Source organism: Limnohabitans sp. TEGF005 (assembly GCF_055394835.1).
In genome coordinates, this window is sequence record NZ_AP029226.1 from 798,465 (window position 1) to 824,290 (window position 25,826).

Genomic DNA, 25,826 nt, shown 5'->3' on the forward strand with positions numbered 1-25,826 from the left:
AACAAGCAGTTGTTTTTATCCCGTTCAGGCTCGCCTGTTGCGCTTTCGTCAGCTGGTTTTGCGGCTATTCTTGTTGTTTCGCACGCACTTTTGTCGCCTTGTTTTTCAGGGTGGATGCCCTGACCGCTGACCGCTGACCGCTGACCGCTGACCGCATGACCACCTCCTTGATCGCTCCGGGCTTCATCGCCTTGCACAGCCACCGCTCTGAGGTGCTGGCCGACACCTTGACGGCTTGGTTGCGTGCGCATCCTTTGCAGCCGCTGGAGAGCGAAGTGGTGCTGGTGCAAAGCAACGGCATGGCCGAGTGGATCAAGATTGAGCTGGCCCGGCAAGGGGGTGCGCATGGTGGCGTGTGCGCAGCCACGCGGGTGGAATTGCCTTCGCGGTTTTTGTGGCGCACTTACCGACAGGTGCTGGGCTCGCACAATGTGCCGCCCGACTCACCGCTCGACAAGCTGCCCATGACTTGGCGGCTGATGGCGCTGTTGCCCGTTTGCCTGAGCGATGCGGTGTTCCAACCGGTGGCGGGCTTTTTGCGTGCCCATGCCAATGCAAGCCCAGAGCCCGACCGCTTGCTGCAACTGGCCAGCCGCTTGGCCGACTTGTTTGACCAATACCAAATTTACCGACCCGACTGGCTGCAAGACTGGGCCGCTGGGCGCGATGTGTTGCGCAAAGCCGCTGGGCAAGATGAGCTCGGCGAAGACCAACTCTGGCAGGCCGAACTTTGGCGGCGCGTGTTGGCCACGCTGGATGAATCGCAACGCGATGCCACCCGCCCAGCGCTGCATGCGCGGGCGCTGGCGCATTTGCAGTCGGGCCAGCCGCTGGCCAGCCCGGTGGCGCGGCGCGTGTCGGTGTTTGGCATGAGCCACATGCCGGGGCAACTGCTGGAGATGTTGGCCGCGCTGGCCACGCACAGCCAGGTCATGCTGGCCGTGCCCAACCCTTGCCAATACCACTGGGGCGACATCATCGATGGGCGCGAATGGTTGCAGGCCGAGCGCCGTCGCCATGCCTACCGAGGCCAGGCGCTGGCCGCATTGCCGCTGGCGCAAATGCACCTGCACGCCCCCACGCTGCTGGCCGCTTGGGGGCGGCAGGGGCGCGACTTCATCCGACAGCTCGATGCCTTTGACGACTTGCATGCCGCCCAGCAGCTCACGCAGTGGCCGCGCCTGGATTTTTTTGACGATGTGCCCGGCGAAGACCCCACGCGCATGCTGGCGCAGTTGCAGCGGCGCATCCGCGATTTGGAGCCGTCCAGCGGTGGCGCACCAGCCCAGCCTTTGCGCCAAGGCGATGCTTCGCTCACCTTCAGCGTGGCGCACAGCCCGGTGCGCGAACTCGAAGTGCTGCACGACCAGCTGTTGCAGTGGTTTCACACAGCGCCGGGCGATCAGCCCTTGTCGCCGCGCGAAGTGGTGGTGATGGTGCCCGACATCGATGTCATGGCCCCGGCGATCCGCGCGGTGTTTGGCCAGTACAAGCGCAGCGATGCGCGCTTCATTCCGTATGACATCGCCGACCTGGGGGCGCAGGCCACCAGTGGGCTGATCCACGCGGTGGAGTGGTTGCTGGCCTTGCCGCAGCAGCGCAGCCGCATGAGCGAGCTGGTGGAACTGCTCGAAGTGCCCGCCCTTGCCGCCCGCTTTGGCCTGAAGGACGAACACCTGCCCACGCTCACGCGTTGGATGGCGGGTTCGGGCATCCGCTGGGGGCTGTCGGCAGAACACCGCTCAGGCTTGGGCTTGGGGGTGTGCGGCGACGACAACTCGGCGCTGTTTGGTGTGCAGCGCATGCTCATGGGCTATGCCTGCGGGGCCGACCCGGTGCAGGCCGAAGGCGCTGCATCGGGCGTGTCGCCTTACCCGGAAGTGGGCGGGCTGGATGCCGAGTGGGCTGGCTCGCTGGCCCACCTGTTGCAGGCGCTGATCGACTGGTGGCAAACCTGCACGCAAGACGCCGCGCCGGCGCAGTGGGCCGAGCGGGGGCGTGCTTTGTTGGCCGCTTTGTTCAAGCCGCGTGACGACAACGACCGCAATGCGCTGGCCGCGTTGGACCAAGCCCTGAGCGACTGGGTGCGGGCCTGCGACGATGCGGGCTTTGCCGAGGTGGTGCCGCTGGCGGTGGCCCGATCGGCTTGGCTCGAAGCCTTGAAAACACCCCGGCTGGAGCAGCGCTTTCGGGCCGGTGGTGTGACGTTTTGCACGCTCATGCCCATGCGGGCCATTCCGTTCAAGGCGGTGTGCCTGCTGGGCATGAACGATGGCGACTACCCCCGCCGCAGCCCACGTGCCGACTTTGACCTGATGGGACTGCCCGGCATGACGCGCCCCGGCGACCGATCGCGCCGCGACGACGACCGTCAGCTCATGCTCGAAGCGCTGCTGTCGGCGCGGCAGGTTTTGTATGTGAGCTGGAGCGGTCGCAGCGTGCGCAACAACAACCATCAACCCCCTTCGGTGCTGGTGTCGCAGTTGCGTGACGAGATCGATCTGCTGTGGGGCAAAGGCACGGCGCAAAACCGAACCACTGAATACCCGCTGCAACCCTTTGGCCGCGCTTACTTTGAAGAAGGCAGTGCCTTGCAGACCTATGCCAAAGAGTGGCGAGCCGCGCAAGACGATCAGCCTGGCAATGGGGCCACGCAGGCGGGCAGTCCATCGATGGCCCTTGCGCTTTTGCCACCGCTCATGGCGGCCAACGACCAAGCGCCGGTCATCACTTTGGCGCAGCTTGCGCGCTTTTTGCGCCAACCTGTGAGCGCGTTTTTCCGTGAACGGCTGCAGGTGCAGTTGGACGTTGAACGCAGCGAGTTGCATGACGAAGAACTGTTTGGCTTGGGTGGGCTGGACCTGTACCAACTGCTCGACCATGAACTGCAACATGTGCCCGCCGATCTGAACGCAGACGCATTGCCCGCCCACGCCGCGCGCGTGGTGCAGCGCCTGCGCCAAGCCGGGGCCTTGCCGCTGGCGGGTGTGGGCACGCTCGAAGCGCAAAAACTCACCCATCTGTTGCAAACCCAGTTGGCCGCAGCCCTGCGTGAGCGCCAGACATGCCCCGAGGCGGCCGAGCGCGTGCTGGTCGATTTGTCGCACCCGCAGGTGGGTTTGCAAGACGCCTTGGGCGGCGTGCTGGTGGGCGAAGGCGGGCCCATGCGCTTGAGCTTGCGTGCCAACGCAGTGGCCGACCTCCAAGCCAAGACACCCGTGGCCAAACCCGACAAACTCATCGACATTTGGCTGCAGTCGCTGGCCGCTGCCGCCATGGGCCAGCCATTGCGCTGTGTGGTGGTGGGCCGCAATGCCGTGGTGCGTGTGCCCCCGACAGCGCCCGATGACGCACGCGCCCAGTTGCAGGTGCTGCTGGCCACTTGGGCCGAAGGCATGCGCTGGCCGCTGCCCTTGCCGCCCGGCGTGGCTTTGCAGTGGCTCAAAGACCCGGACAACGGCCATGCCTTGGCCGATGCCTACGAAGGCAGCGACTTCAAAAGCGCAGAAAAGGACAAAGACCCGGCCCTGGCCCGCACCTACCCCACGCTGGCCGATTTGTTGGCCACGCAGGCTCTGGGGCGCTTTGCCGAGGCGGTGTACGCACCGCTCAAAGCTTGGGCCGCACAAGCGCAGGTCGAGCCTTTGCCCGAGGCCCTGGCCAACGAAGAAGGGCAGGCGGCATGACCCCCCATACCCTGAACGCCCACCGGTTTCCGCTGCGCGGCAGCCACCTGATCGAGGCCAGCGCAGGCACGGGCAAGACCTGGACCATTGCCGCCTTGTATGTGCGCCTGGTCTTGGGCCACGGCAGTGAGGGCGCAGCACCTGTGCGGCCCATGCTGCCGCAAGACGTGTTGGTGATGACCTTCACCCGCGCGGCCACCCGCGAATTGTCGGACCGCATCCGCGCCCGTTTGACCGAAGCGGCGCAGGTGTTTCGCGGCATTGCCGAAACAGACGACGCTTTTTTGGCACAACTCCAAAGTGAATTTCCCGAGGGCCAGGCGCGCGAACAAGCGGCCTATCGGCTGGCGCTGGCTGCGCAGGCCATGGACGATGCGGCGGTCTACACCATCGATGCCTGGTGCCAGCGCATGCTGCGCGAACACGCTTTTGACAGCGGCAGCCTGTTTGAAGAAAAGCTGGTCGGTGACGAAGCCGCGCTGCGCCTCGAAGCGGTGCAGGACTACTGGCGGCAACAGCTCTACCCCATGGCCACGCCCTTGGTGGCGCAGGTGCAGCGCGTTTGGCGCGATGTGCCCGCACTCGACAAAGACATGCGGGCCTTGATGGCCGTGCCCCTGCCCAACGCCGCAGTCGGCACGCTGGCGCAGTTGTTTGGCCATGCGATGGCCGAGCGCGAGGCACAACTGACAGTGCTCAAGCAAGGCTGGGTTGAAAAGGCCGACCACTTGCTCGGCTGGATCGAGGCGCAGCTGGAGCACCATAAGCCGAGCTGGGATGGCCGCAAGCTGAGTTACAAAAAATGCGCTGAATGGTTGGCTGTGCTCAAAGCCTGGGCGCAAAGCGCTGATGAGCCCAAGGTATTGCAAGAGGACATGAAGACAGGCTGGACCCGCTTCACGCCCGATGGCCTGCTTGAATGCCGCAAACCCGGCGAAGCACCGGTGGACTTGCCGCCCGAGTCGCAGGCCTTTGCCGATTTGAAAACCGCTTTGCAGGCCTTGCCTGAGCCGGCACAAGTGGCCAGGTTACACGCCCGCACGCATGTGCTGCAACGCATGGCCGAGCTCAAGCGCCGCAGCGGCTTGTTTGGCTTTGCCGACATGTTGCAGCGCCTGGATGTGGCGCTGGCCGATCCCGACTCGGGTGAGCGTTTGGCGCAGCGGCTGCGCGAGCAGTTTCCGGTGGCGATGATCGACGAGTTTCAAGACACATCGCCTTTGCAGTTCCGCATCTTTGACCGCATTTACCGCACCTCGGAGCACCGGCAAGACACGGCGCTGCTCTTGATCGGCGACCCCAAGCAGTCGATCTATGGCTTTCGCGGGGCCGACATCTTCAGCTATTTGGCCGCACGCCAAGCCACCGCAGGCCGCCACCATGTGTTGGGCACCAATTACCGGTCTACCCAGGCCGTGGTCGATGTGGTCAACCGCTGGTTTCAGATCACGCCAGACGCTTTTGGTTACCGTCAGGGCGATGAAGACCCCTTGCCCTTTCAGCCCGTTGAAGCCAAGGGCCGCAGCGAAGTGTTCACCACCCAGCAAGGCGAGGTGAAGGCCATGACCGTGGTGCATGGCAGCACGCTGCGCAGCCAGCGCGATGCGCAGACGCACCTGTCGGCCCTGTGCGCCGAGCAAATCGTGGCTTGGCTGAGTGATCCGCAAGCGCGTTTTGCACACACAAGCGAAGGTGACAAGGCGCTGCAACCCCAAGACATTGCGGTGCTGGTGCGCACCGGCAAAGAAGCCGCCGCTGTGCGCGACGCTTTGCGTGCACGGGGCGTGGCCTCGGTGTATTTGTCAGACCGCGACTCGGTGTTTGCCAGCGACGAAGCGCAAGACCTGTGCCTGTGGCTTGGCGGCGTGGCCGAGCCGCAAGACATGCGCCACGTGCGGGCCGCATTGGGCACGCGCACCGTGGGCCTGTCGCTGACCGAGTTGCATGCCTTGGCCACCCAAGACGAGCTGCTGGACCAGCGTGCCGAACAGATGCGCGATTTGCGCGGGGTTTGGCAAGGGCAGGGGGTGCTGGCCATGCTGCGCCAGTCGCTGCATGTGCTGCAGCTAGCCGGGCGCTGGCGCGGCCAGACCGATGGCGAACGCCGCCTGACCAATGTGCTGCACTTGGCCGAGCTGTTGCAAACCGCCAGCAGCCAGCAGGCCGGCGAGCAGGCGCTGATCCGTTGGCTGAGCCAACAGATCGACGAGGCGAGCTCGGGCAGTGCGGGCGACAGCGAAGAACAAACCGTGCGGCTGGAGAGCGATGAAGACCTGGTCAAGGTCATCACCATCCACGCCAGCAAGGGCCTGGAGTACCCGGTGGTGTGCCTGCCCTTTGCGCACAGCCACCGCATGATGGAGGCGCACAAAACCCCGGTGCTGCAACGCGATGACGGGCATGGCGAGCGCCATTGGACACTGGCTTTTGACAAAGAAGACACCGAGCTGGCTGACCGCGATCGCCTGCGTGAAGACTTGCGCCTGTGGTACGTGGCGCTCACGCGTGCACGCCATGCGCTGTGGGTGGGCTGGAGCCCCGTCACGCGCGGGGCAGGCAAAAGCGGTGTCAATCACCACAGCGCTGCAGGCCATTTGTTGGGCGGCACTGCCGACTGGGAGGCGGCCCAATGGCTGTCCGCCTTGCAAAGTTTGCAGAGCGACGCGCATGCCAACAGCTTGTCGGTGCAGCTGGCCTCAGCCCCTGAAATGGTGCCGCTGACGGTCTGGCAGCGGCCCGCCCGCAACAGCGCATTGCGCCCAGCGCTGAGCTGCACAGCCCCGATCGACAAGTCGTGGACCATCGCCAGCTTCTCGCGCTTGACACGCGATTTGTCTTCGCAGCCTTTGGCACCCATGGGCATGCACATGGCCAGCCCTCGTGCCGCCGATGACGAACCGCTCGAAGACACGCCTACATGGCCACCCGCCACAGCCCTGGATACAAGCCCCAACCCGCGCACACAGGCGGCTTGGCACACCTTTGCCAAAGGCCCCAGCGCGGGCAATTTTTTGCACGACCAGCTCGAATGGCTGGCCGCCGAGCACTTTGCCATCGACCCGCAAAAGGCCGTGCGGCTGAAACTGCGCAGCGAACGCGCAGGCTACAAGGCCCAGGCCGACGATGTGGTGCAGTGGCTGACGCGTGTGGTGACACAGCCTTTGCGCGGACCCAACGCACCGCTCCAAGCGCTGGGGGCTTTGTTGCCTGAGATGGAGTTTTGGCTGCCTGCCCAGCGCCTGCATGCGCGTGAGGTGGATGCCTTGTGCCAGCAACACCTGCTGCCCGGCGTGAGCCGCCCGCAGCTGCCCGATGCCCAGTTGCACGGCATGTTGATGGGTTTTGCCGATCTGGTGTTCGAGCACGAAGGCCGCTACTGGGTGCTCGATTACAAATCCAACCACTTGGGCGCAGACGATGCGGCCTACACCCCGCAGGCTCTGGCCCAAGCCATGGCCCACCACCGCTACGAGGTGCAAGCCGCGCTGTACATGCTGGCTTTGCACCGTTTGTTGCGAGCCCGTTTGGGCCAAGCCTATGACCCGGCGCAGCAACTGGGGGGTGCGGTGTATCTGTTTTTGCGCGGCATCGACGGGCCCGCCGGAGGCTGCTGCACATTGCCTGCGCCTGTGGCGCTGCTGGAGGGCTTGGACGCCATGCTGAACGCTGAGGGCAAGGCATGAGCTTGCACAAAAAAAATCGCGTGGCCGCTGTGCCCATGGCGCAAATGGATTGGCTCAACGATGTGCCGGCCCAAGGCCTGAGTGCTGCGCACGTCATCGCGTGTTTGCAGCGCTGGACCGAGCTAGGCCTGTTGCGCCACATCGACAGCGCTTTGGCGGTGCAGTTGTTGCGTTTGGATGCACACGCCCATCCTGCGTTGCTGGTGGCGGCAGCGCTGTTGGCTCAAATGGAAGGGCGTGGCCACACTTGCTTGCCAGTGGCCGATCTGTGCGCCCCGCCCGTGGCCCTGTTGGGCTGGCCTGCGGCGGCGGTGGACGGGCCGCAAGGCCTGCGTGCGCTGTGGGCGCATTTGCCCGGTACCTTGGTCGACTGGCAAGCCGCTTTGCAAGGGCCGCCGGGCCATGCGTGTGTGCGCCACAACGACATGCCCGACCAAGGCCAGCCGTTGGTGTGGGGTGGCAGCGCCACAGCGCCGCTTTTGTACCTGCGCCGCTATGCGGGCTATGAGCAGCGCGTGGGCCAAGGCCTGCTGCAGCGGGCCAGTGAAGCCTTGGCTGTGCCTGAGTTGACCGCGCGCCAGTGGCTGGACCGCTTTTTTGTGCCCAGCACCGAGGCCCTTGCCGAGACCGATTGGCAAAAGCTCGCTTGCGCTGTGGCGCTGCGTGCGCGTTTGTCGGTGATCACCGGCGGGCCGGGCACGGGCAAGACTTACACCGCCGCACGTTTATTGGCTTTGCTGCTGGCCTTGCACGAGGGCGAAAGCCCTTTGCGTGTGGCGCTGGCTGCGCCCACAGGCAAGGCGGCTGCGCGTTTGAAGCAATCCATTGACCACGCGCTGACGGGCCTGCAAGAGCAAGTGCCTGCCGACAGCGGGCTGGACTTGGGCGCCTTGATCGCCCGCATGGGGCCAGCACGCACCTTGCATGCGTTGTTGGGGGCGCGGCCGGGCACACGCCAGTTCAAACACCATGCCGCTCAGCCGCTCGATGTGGATGTGTTGATCGTGGACGAAGCCTCGATGGTGCATCTGGAAATGATGGACGCTTTGCTGCAAGCCTTGCCCCCCACGACGCGGCTGGTGCTGCTGGGTGACAAGGACCAACTGGCCTCGGTCGAAGCCGGTGCGGTGCTGGGTGAGTTGTGTCGCGACGCCGCCGCAGGCCGCTACAGCGCGGGCACCGCACAGTTTGCGCAGGCCGTGGCAGGGCAGACTTTGCCCGCGTCATACCGGTCTGTGGGTGCCGTGCCCGTGCTGGCTCAGCAGACGGTGATGCTGCGCCAAAGCCGCCGCTTCAAAGGCGCCATTGGGCAATTGGCGCTGGCCGTCAACCGGGGTGATGCCGCGGCGGCCCGTGCTGCCCTGTCTGCTGCTGTGGACACCAGGGCCGCATCGCCTGAGTCCTCTGCCTTGTTGGCCTTGCAGCCTCCCACTGCCCAAGCCGTTTGCGACTTGGCGCTGGGGACTTTGGGCAAGCCGTCGTATGCCGATGGCTTGCGCCTGATGCAACAAGGGCCTGTAGGGCAAGATGCACAGGCCCATGCCGATTGGGTACGCAGTGTGCTCATGGCGTTCGAGCGCTTTCGCATTTTGTGTGCGGTGCACCAGGGCGACTGGGGCACCCAAGGGCTCAATGCCGCAGTGCAAAAGGCGCTGGCTGACAAGGGGCTGCTCAAAATCACAGGTGAGTGGTTTGCAGGTCGGCCTGTCATGGTCACGCGCAACGATGCACAGTTGGGCGTCTTCAATGGCGATGTGGGCTTGGTGCTGACCAATTTGGAGGGCAAGCCCAAGGTGTGGTTTCTTGATGGCCAGGCCTTGCGCTCGGTCAGCGTGATGCGCTTGGCGCAGGTCGAAACGGCGTTCGTCATGACGGTGCACAAGAGCCAAGGCTCAGAGTTCGAGCACACCGCTTTGGTGTTGCCGCCCGGCGGCGGCGAGGTGCTCAGCCGCGAGCTGGTCTACACCGGCATCACCCGAGCGCGTGAGCAGTTCACCTTGATCGAGGCCGAGGCGGGTTTGCTGGAAGCGGCTGTTCAGCGCCCCAGTGTGCGGGCCAGCGGCTTGGCGCAGTGGTGGGTCGCGGGCTGAACGAAACGCGGGTGGCCCTTGAATGGCCGCATGCACTTGGGCGGGGGGCGAAGCATCAGCTGGCAAAGCCCTCGCACGCCCCTGCATTGGCTTTGCCACGGCATTCACGCAAAAGGCGTTTGTCGCGTTCTGCCTTGCTTTCGCCACTGCCGGGGCTGCTGGGTGGTTTGGGTGCTTTGGATTTTTTGGCCTTGGCGGGCTTGTCGGCGGCGCTGACTGCGGTGAAGTTGTCTGCCGCCCCGCTGGCCGGCGACAAGGCCAGTAAACAAAGCCCAAATCCCACGTTGACGAGCATCAAAGGCAAAAGCCGTGTGTGCATGTCGGTCTCCCTGTCTGTTGTTGTGCGGTTCATCATAGGCAAGCGCAGCGCTTGTGCAAGGGGTGCCCCGTTCAGGGCTGGGCAGACGTTAGGATGGCGAGATGAACAAAAACACTGCTCCTTTTATGCGCCAAGCGGTCATGGACCTTGAAGAGTCCCGCATCCGTGAAGTGGCCAACGCCGGCATGGGCCGGTCCGATGTGCTGGCTTTCTGGTTTGGCGAATCGGATGAGGTCACCCCCGATGTCGTGCGTCAAGCGGCCATTGAATCGATGCAACAAGGCGAGACCTTTTATGCGCACAACCTGGGCCTGCCCGAGCTGCGCCAGGCCGTGTCCGATTACATGTCGGCTCTGCATGGCCAAACACAAGCGATAGGCGTGGACCGCTTGGCCATCACTTCAGGGGGCGTGAATGCCCTGATGCTGGCCGCGCAGGCGCTGGTGGATGCCGGCGATGAGGTGGTTGCGGTCACGCCCGTCTGGCCCAACCTCACGGCGCAGGCCTTGGTGATGGGGGCGAATTTGAAGTGCGTCTCTCTGAGGCCGCTCAATGGCCAGTGGCAGCTTGACATGGCCGCGCTCAAGGCCGCGATCACCCCGGCCACGCGTTTGCTGATCGTCAATTCGCCCAACAACCCCACGGGCTGGACGCTCAGCCGTGCCGAGCAGGCCGACATCTTGGCGCACTGCCGCAGCACCGGCACCTGGGTGCTGGCCGACGAGGTGTACGAGCGCTTGTACTACGAAGCCGACACGGCCAATGGCTGTGCGCCGTCTTTTCTGGATGTGTCTGAGCCCGATGACCGTCTGGTCGTGGTGCACAGCTTTTCCAAGAGTTTCTTGATGACCGGCTGGCGTCTGGGCTGGCTGGTCATGCCTGCGGCCATGACCCCTCACATGGGCAAATTGATCGAGTTCAACACCTCGTGCGCTTCGGTGTTCACCCAACGCGCAGGGCTGGCTGCGCTGCGCAACACCGCAGACATCACCCCCCGCGTGGTGAGCCACCTCAAAGCCTGCCGCGACACGCTGGTGCCGCTGTTGCAAGCCGTGCCGGGCGTCCAAGTGGCAGCGGCCAGGGGCGGCATGTACGCGTTCTTCAAGCTAGAAGGACATTCCGACTCGTTGGCCACGGCCAAGCGCTTGGTGGCCGAGGCCGGTCTGGGCTTGGCCCCCGGTGACGCCTTTGCCCCCGAAGCAGCAGGCTGGCTGCGCTGGTGCTTTGCGTCCAAAGACCTGGACCGCTTGGTTCAAGGAGTGGACCGGCTCAAAAATTGGCTGGCCAAAAATTAATTGGGATCTGACCCCAATTAAGGGGGCCCCAATCCATGCTTGTCATGCCCGCGAATGCGGGTATCCATGCCTTTGAATGGCGGTTAGATCCCTATTTTGTAGCCAGCAAAGCTGTGCTGAACCGACTCCGAGCCGGGCTGAAGGTCATGAAAGTGGCCTCTTTCGGGCTATAATCCGCCTGTTTTGCGATTTGCAAAGCGCACGCCATCCGCTTTTCCGGCAGTTGGCGCAAGTCATTCACCCGCTGAAATTCGTCACTGAACGACAGCGAAACAACAAGGAAATACCATGATTGCATCTTCAATCAAGGCAGAGGTCGTCAAGGCCAACGCACGTGCAGCCAACGACACTGGGTCCCCAGAAGTCCAAGTGGCTTTGCTGACAGCCCGTATCAACGAGCTGACACCTCACTTCAAAACACACGCCAAAGACCATCACGGTCGTCGCGGTCTGCTGCGCATGGTGAGCCGTCGCCGCAAGCTGCTGGACTACCTCAAGTCCCGTGATGCTGACCGTTACGTTGCGTTGATCGCCAAGCTTGGCCTGCGTAAGTAATCGTCTCTCCAGATGAAAAGCGCCTGAGTTAGTTCACTAGCTCAGGCGCTTTATTCTTTTTTTCAGTCGGAATTTGTCAGGGCGATCTCGCGCTGTGTCATTCCACAAAACTTGCAATCCCAGGTTTTGTGGAATGGCATCGAGTTCAGAAAGTCATTTTCCGGGCCCACCGTGCAGCCTCATGCATTTTTGATTTCAGGAGTACTGAACATGTCTATTTTTAACAAAGTTACCAAAACCTTCCAGTGGGGCCAGCACACGGTCAAAATGGAAACGGGCGAAGTCGCTCGCCAAGCTGGCGGCGCTGTGCTGCTCGACATGGAAGGCACTGTGGTGTTGGCCACGGTGGTGGGTTCCAAGATCGCCAAGGCCGGTCAGGACTTCTTTCCGCTGACCGTTGATTACATCGAGAAAACTTACGCTGCAGGCAAGATCCCCGGCAGCTTCTTCAAGCGTGAAGCCAAGCCCAGCGAGCACGAAACCCTCACCAGCCGCCTGATCGACCGCCCGATTCGTCCCTTGTTCCCAGAAGGTTTCTACAACGACGTGCATGTGGTCATCCACACCGTGTCCTTGAACCCCGAAGTCGATGCCGACATCGCTGCGATGATCGCTGTGTCTGCCGCCTTGTCCATCTCGGGCATCCCGTTCAACGGCCCCATTGGTGCCGCTCGCGTGGGTTACATCAACGGCGAATACGTGTTGAACCCTGGCCAGACCCAGCGCAAAGACAGCGTGATGGACTTGGTTGTGGCGGGTACCGAAGCCGCTGTGCTGATGGTCGAATCCGAAGCCCAGCAACTGTCCGAAGAAATCATGTTGGGTGGTGTGGTGTATGGCCACGCGCAATCGGCGATTGCCATCAGCGCGATCCACGAACTGGTGCGTGAAGCTGGCAAGCCCGTGTGGGATTGGCAAGCACCTGCCCGCGACTTGGCTTTCGAAGCCAAGCTGGCTACTTTGGCAGAAGAAAAACTGCGTGCAGCCTACCAAATCCGCAACAAGCAAGCCCGTACACACGCTTGCCGTGAAGCCTACGCTTCGGTCAAAGTTGCTTTGGCTGAAGAAGGCGTGGCATTCGACAGCGTCAAGCTCGACGGTCTGATGTTCGAAATCGAAGCCCGCATCGTGCGCAGCCAGATTTTGGCTGGTGAGCCCCGCATCGACGGCCGCGACACTCGCACTGTGCGCCCTATCGAAATCCGCAACAGCGTGCTGCCCCGCACACACGGTTCTGCCTTGTTCACACGTGGCGAAACCCAGGCTTTGGTGATCACCACTTTGGGCACCGAGCGCGATGCACAACGCATTGACGCCCTGGCCGGTGAGTTCGAAGACCGCTTCATGTTCCACTACAACATGCCTCCCTTTGCCACTGGCGAAGTGGGCCGCATGGGTTCGACCAAGCGCCGCGAAATCGGCCACGGCCGTTTGGCCAAGCGTGCTTTGGCCGCTGTGTTGCCAAGCAAAGAAGAATTCCCCTACACCCTGCGTGTGGTGTCCGAAATCACCGAATCGAACGGTTCTTCGTCCATGGCTTCGGTCTGTGGCGGCTGCTTGTCGATGATGGACGCTGGTGTGCCGATGAAAGCCCACGTGGCCGGTATCGCCATGGGTTTGATCAAGGAAGACAACCGCTTTGCCGTGTTGACCGACATCTTGGGTGACGAAGACCACCTGGGTGACATGGACTTCAAAGTGGCCGGTACCACCAACGGCATCACCGCTTTGCAGATGGACATCAAGATCCAGGGCATCACCAAAGAAATCATGCAAGTCGCTTTGGCTCAAGCCAAAGAAGCCCGCATGCACATTCTGGGCAAAATGCAAGAAGCGATGAGCGAAGCCAACACAGCAGTGTCTGACTTTGCGCCCAAGCTCTTCACCATGAAGATCAACCCCGAGAAAATCCGTGATGTGATCGGCAAAGGTGGCTCGACCATCCGTGCACTGACCGAAGAAACAGGTTGCCAGATCAACATCTCCGAAGACGGCACGATCACCATCGCGGCAACCGATGGCGACAAGGCTGAAATCGCCAAGCGCCGCATCGAGCAGATTACTGCTGAAGTTGAAATCGGCAAGGTTTACGAAGGCCCAGTGACCAAAATTTTGGACTTCGGTGCCCTGATCAACTTGCTGCCTGGCAAAGACGGTTTGTTGCACATCAGCCAGATCGCCCACGAGCGCGTCGAAAAAGTGACCGACTACCTGAGCGAAGGCCAGATTGTCAAAGTCAAGGTCATGGAAACCGACGAAAAAGGCCGCATCAAGTTGTCGATGAAAGCCTTGTTGGACCGTCCAGCTCAGGGCTAAATCCTGGGTACCTCGGGTGGTCAACGATCACCCGAGCCCGTGATGTCGACTTACTATGAACGTCATTGAAATCCAGAGCTACGGTGCCCCCGAGGTGCTGGTGCCCGCGACCCGTCCCGACCCTGTGGCCGGGGCAGGGGAGTTGCTTATCCGCGTATCGGCCAGCGGCATCAACCGCCCCGATGTGCTGCAACGCACTGGCAACTACCCCGTGCCACCTGGCGCATCGGACATTCCAGGCCTCGAAGTGGCAGGCGTGGTTGTTTCCGGTGATGCAGTGGCCATGGCCGAAGCGGGTTTCGCGGTGGGTGACCGTGTGTGCGCCTTGGTGTCTGGTGGTGGTTATGCGCAGTTGTGCGTCGCCCCTGTGGCTCAGTGTTTGCCGGTGCCCATGGGCTTGACCGACACCGAGGCCGCCACGTTGCCCGAGACGTTTTTCACGGTCTGGAGCAATGTGTTTGACCGTGGACATTTGCAAGCGGGCGAGACCTTGTTGATTCAAGGCGGTACCAGCGGCATTGGCGTGACGGCCATCCAGATGGCCAAGGCGGCAGGCGCTACCGTGATCGTCACGGCTGGGTCCGACGACAAATGCCAGGCCTGCTTGGCTTTGGGTGCAGACCATGCCATCAACTACAAAACCACCGATTTCGTGGCCGAGGCCAAGCGTCTGACGGGCGGTTTGGGTGTGAATGTGATTTTGGACATGGTTGCGGGCGACTACGTGGCACGCGAAGTTGAGGCCTTGGCCGAAGATGGTCGCTTGGTCATCATCGCGGTTCAAGGTGGTGTCAAGAGTGAGTTCAATGCCGGCATGGTGTTGCGTCGTCGTTTGACGATCACGGGCTCTACGCTGCGTCCACGACCTGTTGCTTTCAAGGCAGCCATTGCACAGTCGTTGCGTAAAACGGTCTGGCCCTGGATTGAGTCGGGCCGCATCAAGCCGGTGATCCACAGCGTGTTTGGCGCGGTCGATGCGGGTGGAGGTTTGCCATCGGGTGCGGCGCAAGCCCATGCCTTGATGGAGTCCAACCAACATGTGGGCAAATTGGTGGTGACTTGGTGATGACAATGCGCAGCAAGTTGATGGTCGGCAACTGGAAGATGAATGGCAGCCTGGTTGCCAATGCGTCTTTGGTGAATGCCATTTTGGCCGACATTGCAACCGTGAATTGCCGTGCTGCGGTGTGTGTGCCCGCGGCTTATCTGGCGCAGTTGCAAGCCTTGCTGGCTGGCTCTTGCATTGGCTTGGGTGCACAAGACGTGTCTGCCCATGCTTCGGGTGCTTACACGGGTGAGGTGTCTGCCGACATGTTGCGTGAATTCGCGGTGCGTTATTGCATCGTGGGCCACTCGGAGCGCCGTCAGTACCATGCCGAATCGGATTTACTTGTGGCCACCAAGGTGCAACGTGCATTGGCTGTGGGCATCACGCCGATCGTTTGTGTCGGTGAAAGCCTGGCCGAGCGTGATGCAGGGCAAACCGAGCGCGTGGTGAAGCGTCAGTTGGCCGCTGTGATTCATGCCAATGGCCATTGCATCAGCGAAATTGTGGTGGCGTACGAGCCTCTCTGGGCTATTGGCACTGGCTTGACAGCCACCCCTGAGCAAGCGCAACAAGTGCATGCTGTTTTGCGTGCGCAGTTGCAAGCGGCATCGTCGCATGCGGATCGGGTTTCTATTTTGTATGGCGGCAGCATGAATGCCGCCAATGCAGCTGAATTGTTGGCCCAGCCCGATGTGGATGGTGGCCTGATTGGTGGCGCAGCGCTGAAAGCGCCTGACTTTTTGTCCATGCTGAAGACCGCTTCGCGCTGAGTTTTTGGATAACTTTTTTTATTGATTCTTGGAGATACAGATGAGCATGGTGTTGACTTTGATTTTGGTGGTGCAGATGTTGTCGGCCCTGGCCATGATCGGTTTGATCCTGATTCAGCACGGCAAAGGTGCTGACATGGGTGCTGCCTTTGGCAGTGGCGGTTCTGGCAGCCTGTTTGGTGCCACTGGGGGTGCCAACTTTTTGTCGCGTACCACGGCTGTTTTGGCTGCGGTGTTCTTTGTGTGCACATTGTTGCTGGCTTATTTCAGCAACGCCCGCCCAACGGCCCCTACAGGCAGCGTTCTTGAAGGTGTCACTGTGACCGCGCCGGCCGCGCCATCCGCTCCTGTTGACAGCAGCACCGCTGCACAAATTCCTGGCAATGCGCCCGCTGCAAAGACGGACAACAGCGTGCCACCTGCACCAGCCAAGTAAGTTGTCATTCAGCTTTGTTACTCTGCACAAATTTCCCGTTTTTTGAAAGGAAATGGCAGGGTTTTCAGAGTAAACTACGGGATTGTCCGGAGAGCTAAATGCATCGTTTGATGCGCCTCATGCAAACTGGGCAAAAGTATCCAGCCGTCGTGGTGAAATTGGTAGACACGCTATCTTGAGGGGGTAGTGGCGAAAGCTGTGCGAGTTCGAGTCTCGCCGACGGCACCAGACAAACAGAATAGCCCAGACTGCAAGGTCTGGGCTATTCATTCGGTGATACCGTCAGTCTCAAGATGAACCTCGATCAATATCTCCCCATTCTCTTGTTCATTTTGGTCGGCATTGCTGTCGGCATCATTCCCCAGGTTTTGGGCTACATTCTTGGCCCCAACAAACCTGACGCGGAAAAAAATTCCCCCTATGAATGCGGCTTCGAAGCCTTCGAAGACGCTCGCATGAAGTTTGATGTGCGCTACTACTTGGTGGCCATCTTGTTCATCTTGTTCGATCTGGAAATCGCTTTCTTGTTTCCTTGGGCTGTGGCGCTCAAGGAGGTGGGGGTGGCGGGCTTTGTTGCCGTGGTGATTTTCCTGGCCATTCTGGTCGTGGGCTTTGTCTACGAGTGGAAAAAAGGCGCCCTCGATTGGGAATGATCGTGCCAAACACAACAGCATTCAGCCTGCTTAAGGACTCAAAATGATTGAAGGCGTGATGAAAGAAGGCTTCATCACCACGAGCTACGACTCTGTGGTGAACTGGGCCAAAACCGGCTCGCTCTGGCCCATGACCTTTGGTCTGGCTTGCTGCGCGGTCGAGATGATGCATTCAGCGACAGCCCGTTACGACTTGGCCCGCTTTGGCGCCGAAGTGTTCCGCGCCAGCCCCCGTCAGGCCGATCTGATGATCGTGGCCGGCACCTTGTGCAACAAAATGGCGCCTGCTTTGCGCAAGGTGTACGACCAGATGTCGGAACCCCGTTGGGTGATCTCCATGGGTTCTTGTGCCAATGGCGGTGGTTACTACCACTACAGCTATTCGGTGGTGCGTGGTTGCGACCGCATTGTGCCGGTCGATGTGTATGTGCCAGGTTGCCCACCCACAGCCGAAGCGCTGATCTACGGGATCATCCAGTTACAGCAAAAAATTCGCCGCACCCACACCATTGCGCGTGCTTGAGGGAAAGAAGACGATGACCGATTTCGCCATTCGCCCCGAAGATCTGCAAGACACCTTGGCCAGCGCCTTGGGTGACCGCGTGAGCGGTATCACCATCGCTTTGGGTGAGGTGACTGTGCATGTCAATGCCGCCAATTACCTGGGTGTCATGCAAACCTTGCGCGACACAGCAGGCTGCCAATTCGAACAACTGATCGACCTTGCCGGCGTTGATTATTCTGCCTACCGTGAAGTTGGCACCGATGGCCCCCGCTTTGGTGTGACCTTGCACTTGCTGTCGGTCAGCTTGAACCAGCGCGTGCGTGTCAAGGTGCTCTGCCCCGATGATGACTTGCCTCTGGTGGCCTCGGTCAACGAGCTCTGGAACTCGGCCAACTGGTACGAGCGCGAAGCCTTTGACTTGTTCGGCATCGTGTTTGAAGGCCACAACGACCTGCGCCGCATCCTGACGGATTACGGCTTCATTGGACATCCGTTCCGCAAAGATTTCCCCATGTCCGGACATGTTGAAATGCGTTACGACGCTGAGCGCAAGCGCGTGATTTATGAGCCGGTCAGCATTGAGCCACGCGAAATCACACCGCGCATCATTCGCGAAGACAACTATGGAGGCCTGAACTGATATGGCCGAAATCAAGAATTACACGCTGAACTTCGGTCCACAGCACCCGGCTGCGCACGGTGTGTTGCGCCTGGTTTTGGAGCTCGACGGCGAGGTGGTGCAACGTGCCGACCCGCACATCGGCCTGTTGCACCGTGCCACTGAAAAGCTGGCCGAGAGCAAAACCTACATCCAGTCGCTGCCCTACATGGACCGACTGGATTACGTGTCGATGATGTGCAACGAGCACGCTTACTGCCTGGCCATCGAGAAGATGCTGGGCCTTGAAGTGCCGATGCGCGCGCAGTACATCCGCGTGATGTTTTCGGAAATCACCCGTGTCCTGAATCACCTCATGTGGCTTGGCTCGCATGGCAACGATTGCGGCAGCTCAACCATCTTGATCTACACCTTCCGCGAGCGTGAAGATCTGTTTGACATGTACGAGGCCGTGTCGGGTGCCCGTATGCACGCCGCGTATTTCCGTCCGGGTGGCGTGTACCGCGATTTGCCGGACAGCATGCCGCAGTACAAGGTCAGCAAGATCAAAAATGCCAAGGCCATTGAGCAGCTCAACAAAAACCGCAACGGTTCCTTGCTGGATTTCATTGACGACTTTACGCAGCGTTTCCCCAAGTGCGTCGACGAATACGAAACCCTGCTGACCGACAACCGCATCTGGAAACAGCGCACGGTCGGCGTCGGCGTTGTGCCAGCCGAGCGAGCCCTGAATCTGGGCATGACCGGCCCTATGCTGCGTGGCTCAGGCATTGCTTGGGATTTGCGCAAGAAGCAGCCTTATGACGCGTACGACAAAGTCGAGTTCGACGTGCCTGTGGGCAAAACCGGTGACAGCTATGACCGTTACCTGGTGCGCATGCAAGAGATGCGCGAATCGAACCGCATCATCCAACAGTGCGTTGCGTGGTTGCGTGCCAACCCTGGCCCAGTCATTACCGACAACCACAAGGTGGCACCGCCTTCACGCGAAGGCATGAAGTCCAATATGGAAGACTTGATCCACCATTTCAAGCTTTTCACCGAAGGTTTTCATGTGCCTGAAGGCGAGGCTTATGCGTCGGTCGAACACCCTAAGGGCGAGTTCGGCATCTACATGGTCAGCGATGGTGCCAACAAGCCTTACCGCCTCAAAATTCGTGCCCCGGGCTTTGCCCATTTGGCCACTCTCGATGAAATGGCCCGCGGCCACATGCTGGCCGATGCGGTCGCGATCATCGGGACCATGGACATCGTTTTTGGAGAGATTGACCGATGATCTCTGAGTCAACCAAAGCACGCTTTGCGCGTGAAGTCGCCAAGTTCCCTGCAGACCAAAAGCAGTCGGCCGTCATGGCCTGCCTGTCGATCGTGCAGCAAGAGCTTGGCTGGGTCAGTCCCGACAGTGAGCAGGTCGTGGCCGAGGTGCTGGGCATGCCAGTGATGGCGGTGCACGAAGTCACCACCTTCTACAACATGTACAACCAAAAGCCGGTGGGCAAGTTCAAGTTGAACGTTTGCACCAACCTGCCTTGCCAGTTGCGTGGCGGTGCTCAGGCACTGGCGCATCTGGAGCACAAGTTGGGCGTCCATGTGGGTGAAACCACCGCCGATGGCCTGTTCACCTTGCAGCCCAGCGAGTGCCAAGGCGCTTGCGCCGATGCGCCTGTGCTGCTTGTGAACGACCGCCACATGTGCAGTTTCATGAGCCATGAAAAGCTTGACCAGCTTGTCGACAGCCTGAAGAAAGCAGAGGCCGCTTGATGAAAGTCGAACAAATCCTGAGTCAATTCCAGGCCACCGGCGTTGAAACTTGCTTCCATGACCGCCACATCAACCCGCAAATTTATGCCGGTCTGAATGGCCGCAATTGGGGCATCAAAGACTACGAAGCACGTGGCGGCTATGCTGCATTGCGCAAAATTTTGGGCAAAGACGGCAGCGCACCGAACCCTGAAACCGGCATCGCCGGCATGACGCAAGACCAGGTGATCGCCACCGTCAAAGAATCCGGCCTGCGCGGACGAGGTGGTGCGGGTTTCCCGACGGGCTTGAAGTGGAGCTTCATGCCCCGTCAGTTCCCGGGTCAAAAGTATTTGGTCTGCAACTCGGACGAAGGCGAGCCGGGCACATGCAAAGACCGTGACATCATGGAGTACAACCCGCACACAGTGATCGAAGGCATGATCATTGCCGCTTATGCCATGGGCATCAGCGTGGGTTACAACTACATCCACGGCGAAATTTTCCACACCTACGAGCGTTTTGAAGCGGCCCTCGAAGAAGCCCGTGCCGCAGGCTACCTGGGCAACAACATTCTGGGCAGCACCTTCAACTTCCAGCTGCACGCATCGCACGGTTTTGGCGCTTACATCTGCGGCGAAGAAACGGCATTGCTCGAATCGCTGGAAGGCAAAAAAGGCCAGCCGCGCTTCAAGCCACCATTTCCAGCCAGCTTTGGCCTGTATGGCAAGCCCACCACGATCAACAACACCGAGACTTTCGCGGCAGTGCCTTGGATCATCCGCAACGGTGGTCAGGCCTACCTCGAATGCGGCAAGCCCAACAACGGCGGCACCAAAATCTTCTCGGTCAGCGGTGATGTCGAGCGCCCCGGCAACTACGAAGTGCCCATGGGCACGCCCTTTGCCAAGCTGCTTGAACTCGCTGGTGGCGTGCGCGGTGGCCGCAAGCTCAAGGCCGTGATCCCGGGTGGTTCGTCTTCGCCGGTCGTTCCTGCGGATTTGATGATGACACTCACCATGGACTACGACAGCATCGCCAAAGAGGGCGGTTCGATGTTGGGTTCGGGCGCGGTGATCGTCATGGACGAAACGCGTTGCATGGTCAAGGCTTTGGCCCGACTGTCTTATTTTTACTCCCACGAGTCATGTGGCCAGTGCACGCCTTGCCGCGAAGGCACTGGTTGGTTGTGGCGCATGGTGGACCGCATTGAAAACGGCCAAGGCCGTGCCAGCGACATCGACATGCTCGACAGCGTGGCCGGCAACATCATGGGCCGCACGATTTGCGCCTTGGGTGACGCAGCGGCCATGCCGGTGCGCGGCATGCTCAAGCATTTCCGTCACGAATTTGTACACCACATTGAACACAAGACCTGCATGGTCGGTGCCGATGTGTCAACGGTGAAGACCCATGGTTGAAATAGAACTCGACGGTCAGAAAGTGGAAGTTGTCGAAGGCAGCATGGTGATGCATGCCGCTGAAAAAGCCGGCACCTACATCCCTCATTTCTGCTACCACAAGAAACTCTCCATCGCGGCCAATTGCCGTATGTGCCTGGTCGAGGTCGAAAAGGCCCCCAAGCCCATGCCCGCCTGCGCCACGCCCGTGACGCAAGGCATGATCGTGCGCACCAAGAGCGACAAAGCCATTGCGGCCCAGAAGTCGGTCATGGAGTTCCTGCTGATCAACCACCCGCTCGATTGCCCGATTTGCGACCAAGGCGGTGAGTGCCAGTTGCAAGACTTGGCGGTCGGTTACGGCGGTACGACATCGCGCTATGAAGAAGAAAAGCGCGTGGTGTTCCACAAGGAAGTCGGCCCGCTGATCTCGATGGAAGAGATGAGCCGCTGCATCCACTGCACACGTTGCGTGCGCTTTGGCCAAGAAGTGGCGGGCGCCATGGAGCTGGGCATGTCCCACCGCGGTGAACATGCCGAGATCGAAACCTTCTTGGGTCAGACCATTGATTCCGAGTTGTCGGGCAACATGATCGACATCTGCCCGGTGGGCGCATTGACCAGCAAGCCTTTTCGCTACCACGCCCGTACGTGGGAGTTGTCGCGCCGCAAGTCGGTGGCTGCGCACGATTCGTCGGGTGCCAACCTGATCGTTCAGGTCAAGAACAACCAGGTCATGCGCGTTGTGCCACTGGAGAACGAAGAAGTCAACGAGTGCTGGATTGCCGACCGCGACCGTTTCTCTTACGAAGCCCTCAACAGCGAAGACCGCTTGACCCAGCCCATGCTCAAGCAAGGTGGCGAGTGGAAAACCGTCGACTGGCAGACCGCTCTCGAATACGTGGCCAATGGCCTGCGCAATATCCAGCGTGATCACGGTGCCAACAGCATCGGCGCACTGGTCAGCCCGCACAGCACCTTGGAAGAGTTGTACTTGGCTGGCGCTTTGGTGCGCGGCCTGGGCTCGGACAACATCGATTACCGTCTGCGCAACGCCGAATTTGGCACCGCTGAAGGTGTTCGCACTTTGGGCACATCGATTGCTTCACTGAGCACTTTGCAGCGTGTGCTGGTTGTGGGCTCTAACTTGCGCAAAGACCATCCCTTGTTTGCCCTGCGCGTGCGTCATGCCGTGCGCCAAGGCGCTCAATTGAATGTCATCACATCGCAAGCTGATTTCGCCCACGCTGACGCTTGGGCCATGCCTGTGTCGCAAGCCGTGTTGGCCGATGCGGCTGCCTGGGCGCAAGCCTTGGCCGATGTGGCTGCAGCCATCGCTGCAGAAAAAGGCGTGACGGCTCCCGCGGCTGGCAACGTGACCGCGCAAGCCCAAGCCATCGCCAAGTCCTTGTTGGGCGGCGAGCGCAAAGCCGTGTTGCTGGGCAATGCCGCAGCGCACCACGCCAATGCTTCATCCTTGTTGGCCTTGGCCAACTGGATCGCCGAGCAAACCGGTGCCAGCTTGGGTTACTTGACCGAAGCGGCCAATACCGTGGGCGCGCAGTGGGTGGGTGCGCAGCCGCAGACCGGCGGCAAAAACGCTGGCCAGATGCTGGCCGGTGGCCTCAAGGCCGCGATCTTGCTCAACACCGAACCCGAGTTCGACAGCGCCGCAGGTGCTGCCGCTGCCCAGAGCCTGGGCCAGGCCGAGATGGTCGTCACGCTCAGCCCGTTCAAAGCCAACATGGCTTTCAGCGATGTGTTGTTGCCGATTGCACCGTTCACCGAAACATCGGGCAGTTTCGTCAATGCCGAAGGCCGTCTGCAAAGCTTCCATGCGGTGGTCAAGCCATTGGCTGAAACCCGTCCCGCCTGGAAGGTGTTGCGCGTGCTGGCCAATTTGCTCGAGATTCCGGGCGTGGCCTTTGAAACTTCACAAGACGTATTGGCCCGTGCAACAGCCAAGCCGCTGGCTGCATCGAACGCTGTTCGCGCTGAAATTCGTTTGGCTGGGCCGGTGAGTGCGCCTGCGGTCGCTTCGATCTATCAGCTCGACAGCATCGTTCGCCGTGCACCGTCTTTGCAGTTGACCGCAGACGCACGCCAGGAGGTGACAGCATGATTGATGCTCTGTACAACGGCGGCTTGAACCTGATCGCTGCCACATGGTGGGCCACTTTGGTCTGGCCTGTGTTGTGGATATTGCTCAAGATCGTCGCCATCCTTGCGCCGCTGATGGGCGCTGTGGCTTACCTGACGCTGTGGGAGCGCAAGCTGCTGGGCTTTATGCAAGTGCGCCACGGACCCAACCGCGTAGGCCCCATGGGTCTGTTGCAACCGATTGCCGATGCACTCAAGTTGTTGACCAAGGAATTGATCAACCCGTCTGCGGCCAGCTTGGGCTTGTTCCGCTTGGGTCCGATCATGGCCATCATGCCCGCTTTGGCCGCATGGGTGGCGATTCCTTTTGGGCCTGAAGTCGCACTGACCAACATCAATGCCGGCCTGATGCTGGTGATGGCCATCACCTCGATCGAGGTTTACGGCGTGATCATTGCGGGTTGGGCCTCTAACTCCAAGTACGCTTTTTTGGGTGCGCTGCGTGCATCTGCCCAAATGGTGAGCTACGAAATCGCCATGGGCTTTTGTTTCCTGGTGGTTTTGATGGTGTCGGGCAGCATGAACCTGACCGAGATCGTGTTGTCTCAAGGCAAGGGCCAGATGGCCCACATGGGTCTGGGCTTCCTGTCCTGGAACTGGCTGCCGTTGCTGCCGATTTTCATCGTCTATCTGATCTCTGGCGTGGCTGAAACCAACCGTCACCCGTTTGACGTGGTCGAAGGCGAAGCCGAAATCGTGGCCGGTCACATGGTCGAGTACTCGGGCATGGGCTTTGCCATCTTCTTCTTGGCCGAATACGCCAGCATGTGGCTCGTGTCCATTCTGGCCGTGATCATGTTCTTGGGGGGCTGGTTGCCGCCCATCGACAGTGCCTTGTTCAACATGATTCCGGGCTGGATCTGGTTGGGCCTCAAGACTTTCGTGGTCGTGTCCATGTTCATCTGGATTCGTGCCACTTTCCCGCGCTTCCGTTATGACCAGATCATGCGTCTGGGCTGGAAGATTTTCATTCCGGTCACCTTGGTGTGGCTGCTGGTGGTGGGCGCTTGGCTTTTCTCACCCTGGAACATCTGGAAATAAGCGGTTCACGACCATGACAACAATGACTGCTTCCTCCTTCTCGATCAAGGACTTCCTGAAGAGCTTCATGCTCGTGGAGTTGCTCAAGGGCATGGCCCTGACCGGACGCTACGCTTTCGCCCGCAAGGTGACGGTGCAGTTCCCGGAAGAAAAAACACCGCTGTCGCCGCGTTTTCGTGGCCTGCACGCTTTGCGCCGTTATGACAACGGGGAAGAGCGCTGCATCGCATGCAAACTGTGCGAAGCTGTTTGCCCCGCGATGGCCATCACCATCGAAGCCGGTCAACGCGAAGACGGCTCACGCCGCACCACCCGCTACGACATCGACCTGACCAAGTGCATCTTCTGTGGCTTCTGCGAAGAAAGCTGCCCGGTGGACTCGATTGTCGAGACGCACATCTTCGAATACCACGGTGAAAAACGTGGCGACCTGTACTTCACCAAGGACATGTTGCTGGCTGTGGGTGACCGTTACGAAAAAGAGATCGCAGCTGCCAAAGCCGCCGATGCTCCTTACCGTTGAACGCTGCCCAGTCCTGAACATTTAAAAAGACAGACCTATGGACGTCAAGACCGGTTTCTTCTACCTCTTCTCGGTGGTGCTGCTGTTTGCAGCCTTCCGAGTCGTGACTGCGCGCAACCCCGTGCACGCTGTGCTGTACCTCATGCTTGCTTTCTCGCAAGCTTCTGCGGTGTGGTTCCTGCTTAACGCAGAATTTTTGGCCATCGTGCTGGTGCTGGTGTACTTGGGTGCTGTGATGGTGCTCTTCCTGTTTGTGGTGATGATGCTGGACATCAACATCGACACCATGCGCAAGGGCTTCTGGAAAAACTTTCCGCTGGCTGCGACTTTGGGAGCCATCGTGGCCCTTGAAATGGCGGCAGTGTTGTTGTCTGGTTTCCGCTTGTCCCAAGCACCGGCCATGTTGGCTGGCGCTGTGCCTGTCGACAATGGCAAGGCCCTGGGCATTTTGTTGTACACCGAATACCTGATGCCGATCCAGATCGCCGCCTCCATTTTGTTAGTGGCCATGATCGCGGCGATTGCCCTGACTCTGCGTGAGCGCAAGGACAGCAAGGCGATTGATCCTTCCATTCAGGTCAAGGTGCGCGCAGCAGACCGTATGCAATTGGTCAAGATGGGTGTCACACAACCGGCGCCTGCGCCTGTGGCTCCTGCGGAGGAAAGCAAATGATGACACTGACCTTGGGGCATTTCCTGTCGCTCGGCGCCATGCTGTTTGCATTGGCCGTGATCGGCATCTTTTTGAACCGCAAGAACCTGATCGTTTTGCTCATGGCCATCGAATTGATGTTGCTGGCCGTGAACATGAACTTTGTGGCGTTCTCTCACTACCTGGGTGACATGCACGGTCAAGTGTTCGTGTTTTTCATCTTGACCGTGGCGGCTGCTGAATCGGCCATCGGCCTGGCCATCCTCGTGCTGTTGTTCCGTAACAAGAACACCATCAACGTGGACGAACTCAATTCGCTCAAGGGTTAACAAGAA

Annotated in this window: 21 protein-coding genes and 1 tRNA gene; 21 read left to right on the forward strand and 1 reads right to left on the reverse strand. The window is 60.3% G+C overall.

The genetic code is table 11. From position 1 onward, the window contains the following. Positions 1-155 precede the first annotated feature (155 nt). Genes recC through recD form a run of 3 tightly spaced genes read left to right on the forward strand, consistent with a single transcriptional unit; the run spans position 156 to position 9,459 of the window. Entirely contained in the window at positions 156-3,686 is a 3,531-nt protein-coding gene (recC, locus tag ACZ5RG_RS03805) for an exodeoxyribonuclease V subunit gamma (protein WP_464447821.1), read from the forward strand. Continuing rightward, positions 3,683-7,369 (forward strand): exodeoxyribonuclease V subunit beta, encoded by a 3,687-nt coding sequence (gene recB, locus ACZ5RG_RS03810; RefSeq protein ID WP_464447822.1) that lies wholly within the window; start codon positions 3,683-3,685, stop codon positions 7,367-7,369. The genes recC and recB overlap by 4 nt, the downstream gene beginning before the upstream one ends. Next, entirely contained in the window at positions 7,366-9,459 is a 2,094-nt protein-coding gene (recD, locus tag ACZ5RG_RS03815) for an exodeoxyribonuclease V subunit alpha (RefSeq protein ID WP_464447823.1), read from the forward strand. Before recB ends, recD begins: the two co-directional genes overlap by 4 nt. Before the next feature lie 55 nt (positions 9,460-9,514). On the opposite strand, the gene ACZ5RG_RS03820 is transcribed toward recD, so the two are convergent. After that, positions 9,515-9,778: a hypothetical protein gene (locus tag ACZ5RG_RS03820; RefSeq protein ID WP_464447824.1), complete on the reverse strand. Its 264-nt coding sequence runs from the start codon at positions 9,776-9,778 to the stop codon at positions 9,515-9,517. A 101-nt stretch (positions 9,779-9,879) separates the two neighbouring features. On the opposite strand from ACZ5RG_RS03820, the gene ACZ5RG_RS03825 reads away from it, so the two are divergent. The 18 genes from ACZ5RG_RS03825 to nuoK all read left to right on the forward strand — a co-directional run bounded on the left by ACZ5RG_RS03825 (position 9,880) and on the right by nuoK (position 25,820). Continuing rightward, entirely contained in the window at positions 9,880-11,073 is a 1,194-nt protein-coding gene (locus tag ACZ5RG_RS03825; RefSeq protein WP_464447825.1) for a pyridoxal phosphate-dependent aminotransferase, read from the forward strand. Between the two features lie 288 nt (positions 11,074-11,361). Continuing rightward, entirely contained in the window at positions 11,362-11,628 is a 267-nt protein-coding gene (gene rpsO, locus ACZ5RG_RS03830) for a 30S ribosomal protein S15 (protein ID WP_019428565.1), read from the forward strand. Between the two features lie 210 nt (positions 11,629-11,838). Continuing rightward, a complete protein-coding gene (gene pnp, locus ACZ5RG_RS03835) occupies positions 11,839-13,944 on the forward strand; it encodes a polyribonucleotide nucleotidyltransferase (RefSeq protein ID WP_312260430.1) in 2,106 nt (701 codons plus the stop codon). Positions 13,945-13,999: 55 nt separating this feature from the next. Beyond that, on the forward strand, positions 14,000-15,010 hold the full coding sequence (locus tag ACZ5RG_RS03840; protein WP_464447826.1) for an NAD(P)H-quinone oxidoreductase: 1,011 nt from the start codon (positions 14,000-14,002) through the stop codon (positions 15,008-15,010). 5 nt (positions 15,011-15,015) lie between these two features. Then, on the forward strand, positions 15,016-15,762 hold the full coding sequence (tpiA, locus tag ACZ5RG_RS03845) for a triose-phosphate isomerase (RefSeq protein WP_464448176.1): 747 nt from the start codon (positions 15,016-15,018) through the stop codon (positions 15,760-15,762). A 40-nt stretch (positions 15,763-15,802) separates the two neighbouring features. Continuing rightward, positions 15,803-16,198: a preprotein translocase subunit SecG gene (gene secG, locus ACZ5RG_RS03850; RefSeq protein ID WP_298602452.1), complete on the forward strand. Its 396-nt coding sequence runs from the start codon at positions 15,803-15,805 to the stop codon at positions 16,196-16,198. Positions 16,199-16,341: 143 nt separating this feature from the next. Then, positions 16,342-16,426, forward strand: a tRNA-Leu gene (locus tag ACZ5RG_RS03855). A 65-nt stretch (positions 16,427-16,491) separates the two neighbouring features. Beyond that, the gene (locus ACZ5RG_RS03860) at positions 16,492-16,851 is read left to right on the forward strand and encodes an NADH-quinone oxidoreductase subunit A (RefSeq protein ID WP_298602449.1); all 360 of its coding nucleotides are present in this window, start codon (positions 16,492-16,494) and stop codon (positions 16,849-16,851) included. A 43-nt stretch (positions 16,852-16,894) separates the two neighbouring features. Then, positions 16,895-17,374 (forward strand): NuoB/complex I 20 kDa subunit family protein, encoded by a 480-nt coding sequence (locus tag ACZ5RG_RS03865; protein WP_019428571.1) that lies wholly within the window; start codon positions 16,895-16,897, stop codon positions 17,372-17,374. Between the two features lie 13 nt (positions 17,375-17,387). Further along, positions 17,388-17,996, forward strand: coding sequence for an NADH-quinone oxidoreductase subunit C (locus ACZ5RG_RS03870; RefSeq protein ID WP_464447827.1), 609 nt, complete (start codon positions 17,388-17,390; stop codon positions 17,994-17,996). Between the two features lies 1 nt (position 17,997). After that, positions 17,998-19,251 (forward strand): NADH-quinone oxidoreductase subunit D, encoded by a 1,254-nt coding sequence (locus ACZ5RG_RS03875; protein ID WP_464447828.1) that lies wholly within the window; start codon positions 17,998-18,000, stop codon positions 19,249-19,251. Continuing rightward, on the forward strand, positions 19,248-19,736 hold the full coding sequence (gene nuoE, locus ACZ5RG_RS03880) for an NADH-quinone oxidoreductase subunit NuoE (RefSeq protein WP_108287322.1): 489 nt from the start codon (positions 19,248-19,250) through the stop codon (positions 19,734-19,736). The genes ACZ5RG_RS03875 and nuoE overlap by 4 nt, the downstream gene beginning before the upstream one ends. Beyond that, positions 19,736-21,136 (forward strand): NADH-quinone oxidoreductase subunit NuoF, encoded by a 1,401-nt coding sequence (nuoF, locus tag ACZ5RG_RS03885; protein ID WP_298602436.1) that lies wholly within the window; start codon positions 19,736-19,738, stop codon positions 21,134-21,136. The genes nuoE and nuoF overlap by 1 nt, the downstream gene beginning before the upstream one ends. Beyond that, on the forward strand, positions 21,129-23,237 hold the full coding sequence (nuoG, locus tag ACZ5RG_RS03890; RefSeq protein ID WP_464447829.1) for an NADH-quinone oxidoreductase subunit NuoG: 2,109 nt from the start codon (positions 21,129-21,131) through the stop codon (positions 23,235-23,237). Before nuoF ends, nuoG begins: the two co-directional genes overlap by 8 nt. After that, a complete protein-coding gene (gene nuoH / locus ACZ5RG_RS03895; protein WP_298602431.1) occupies positions 23,234-24,316 on the forward strand; it encodes an NADH-quinone oxidoreductase subunit NuoH in 1,083 nt (360 codons plus the stop codon). The genes nuoG and nuoH overlap by 4 nt, the downstream gene beginning before the upstream one ends. Positions 24,317-24,338: 22 nt before the next feature. Next, positions 24,339-24,839: an NADH-quinone oxidoreductase subunit NuoI gene (gene nuoI, locus ACZ5RG_RS03900; RefSeq protein ID WP_019428578.1), complete on the forward strand. Its 501-nt coding sequence runs from the start codon at positions 24,339-24,341 to the stop codon at positions 24,837-24,839. 37 nt (positions 24,840-24,876) lie between these two features. Then, positions 24,877-25,512, forward strand: coding sequence for an NADH-quinone oxidoreductase subunit J (locus ACZ5RG_RS03905; protein WP_298602426.1), 636 nt, complete (start codon positions 24,877-24,879; stop codon positions 25,510-25,512). After that, a complete protein-coding gene (gene nuoK, locus ACZ5RG_RS03910; RefSeq protein ID WP_026036407.1) occupies positions 25,512-25,820 on the forward strand; it encodes an NADH-quinone oxidoreductase subunit NuoK in 309 nt (102 codons plus the stop codon). The genes ACZ5RG_RS03905 and nuoK overlap by 1 nt, the downstream gene beginning before the upstream one ends. Positions 25,821-25,826: the final 6 nt, after the last annotated feature.

What these genes read in the sequence shown, in the direction of transcription:
- recC (WP_464447821.1), top strand. Translation starts at nt 156, where the DNA reads ATGACCACCTCCTTGATCGCTCCGGGCTTCATCGCCTTGCACAGCCAC.
- recB (WP_464447822.1), top strand. Translation starts at nt 3,683, where the DNA reads ATGACCCCCCATACCCTGAACGCCCACCGGTTTCCGCTGCGCGGCAGC.
- recD (WP_464447823.1), top strand. Translation starts at nt 7,366, where the DNA reads ATGAGCTTGCACAAAAAAAATCGCGTGGCCGCTGTGCCCATGGCGCAA.
- ACZ5RG_RS03820 (WP_464447824.1), bottom strand. Translation starts at nt 9,778, where the DNA reads ATGCACACACGGCTTTTGCCTTTGATGCTCGTCAACGTGGGATTTGGG.
- ACZ5RG_RS03825 (WP_464447825.1), top strand. Translation starts at nt 9,880, where the DNA reads ATGAACAAAAACACTGCTCCTTTTATGCGCCAAGCGGTCATGGACCTT.
- rpsO (WP_019428565.1), top strand. Translation starts at nt 11,362, where the DNA reads ATGATTGCATCTTCAATCAAGGCAGAGGTCGTCAAGGCCAACGCACGT.
- pnp (WP_312260430.1), top strand. Translation starts at nt 11,839, where the DNA reads ATGTCTATTTTTAACAAAGTTACCAAAACCTTCCAGTGGGGCCAGCAC.
- ACZ5RG_RS03840 (WP_464447826.1), top strand. Translation starts at nt 14,000, where the DNA reads ATGAACGTCATTGAAATCCAGAGCTACGGTGCCCCCGAGGTGCTGGTG.
- tpiA (WP_464448176.1), top strand. Translation starts at nt 15,016, where the DNA reads ATGCGCAGCAAGTTGATGGTCGGCAACTGGAAGATGAATGGCAGCCTG.
- secG (WP_298602452.1), top strand. Translation starts at nt 15,803, where the DNA reads ATGAGCATGGTGTTGACTTTGATTTTGGTGGTGCAGATGTTGTCGGCC.
- ACZ5RG_RS03860 (WP_298602449.1), top strand. Translation starts at nt 16,492, where the DNA reads ATGAACCTCGATCAATATCTCCCCATTCTCTTGTTCATTTTGGTCGGC.
- ACZ5RG_RS03865 (WP_019428571.1), top strand. Translation starts at nt 16,895, where the DNA reads ATGATTGAAGGCGTGATGAAAGAAGGCTTCATCACCACGAGCTACGAC.
- ACZ5RG_RS03870 (WP_464447827.1), top strand. Translation starts at nt 17,388, where the DNA reads ATGACCGATTTCGCCATTCGCCCCGAAGATCTGCAAGACACCTTGGCC.
- ACZ5RG_RS03875 (WP_464447828.1), top strand. Translation starts at nt 17,998, where the DNA reads ATGGCCGAAATCAAGAATTACACGCTGAACTTCGGTCCACAGCACCCG.
- nuoE (WP_108287322.1), top strand. Translation starts at nt 19,248, where the DNA reads ATGATCTCTGAGTCAACCAAAGCACGCTTTGCGCGTGAAGTCGCCAAG.
- nuoF (WP_298602436.1), top strand. Translation starts at nt 19,736, where the DNA reads ATGAAAGTCGAACAAATCCTGAGTCAATTCCAGGCCACCGGCGTTGAA.
- nuoG (WP_464447829.1), top strand. Translation starts at nt 21,129, where the DNA reads ATGGTTGAAATAGAACTCGACGGTCAGAAAGTGGAAGTTGTCGAAGGC.
- nuoH (WP_298602431.1), top strand. Translation starts at nt 23,234, where the DNA reads ATGATTGATGCTCTGTACAACGGCGGCTTGAACCTGATCGCTGCCACA.
- nuoI (WP_019428578.1), top strand. Translation starts at nt 24,339, where the DNA reads ATGACTGCTTCCTCCTTCTCGATCAAGGACTTCCTGAAGAGCTTCATG.
- ACZ5RG_RS03905 (WP_298602426.1), top strand. Translation starts at nt 24,877, where the DNA reads ATGGACGTCAAGACCGGTTTCTTCTACCTCTTCTCGGTGGTGCTGCTG.
- nuoK (WP_026036407.1), top strand. Translation starts at nt 25,512, where the DNA reads ATGACACTGACCTTGGGGCATTTCCTGTCGCTCGGCGCCATGCTGTTT.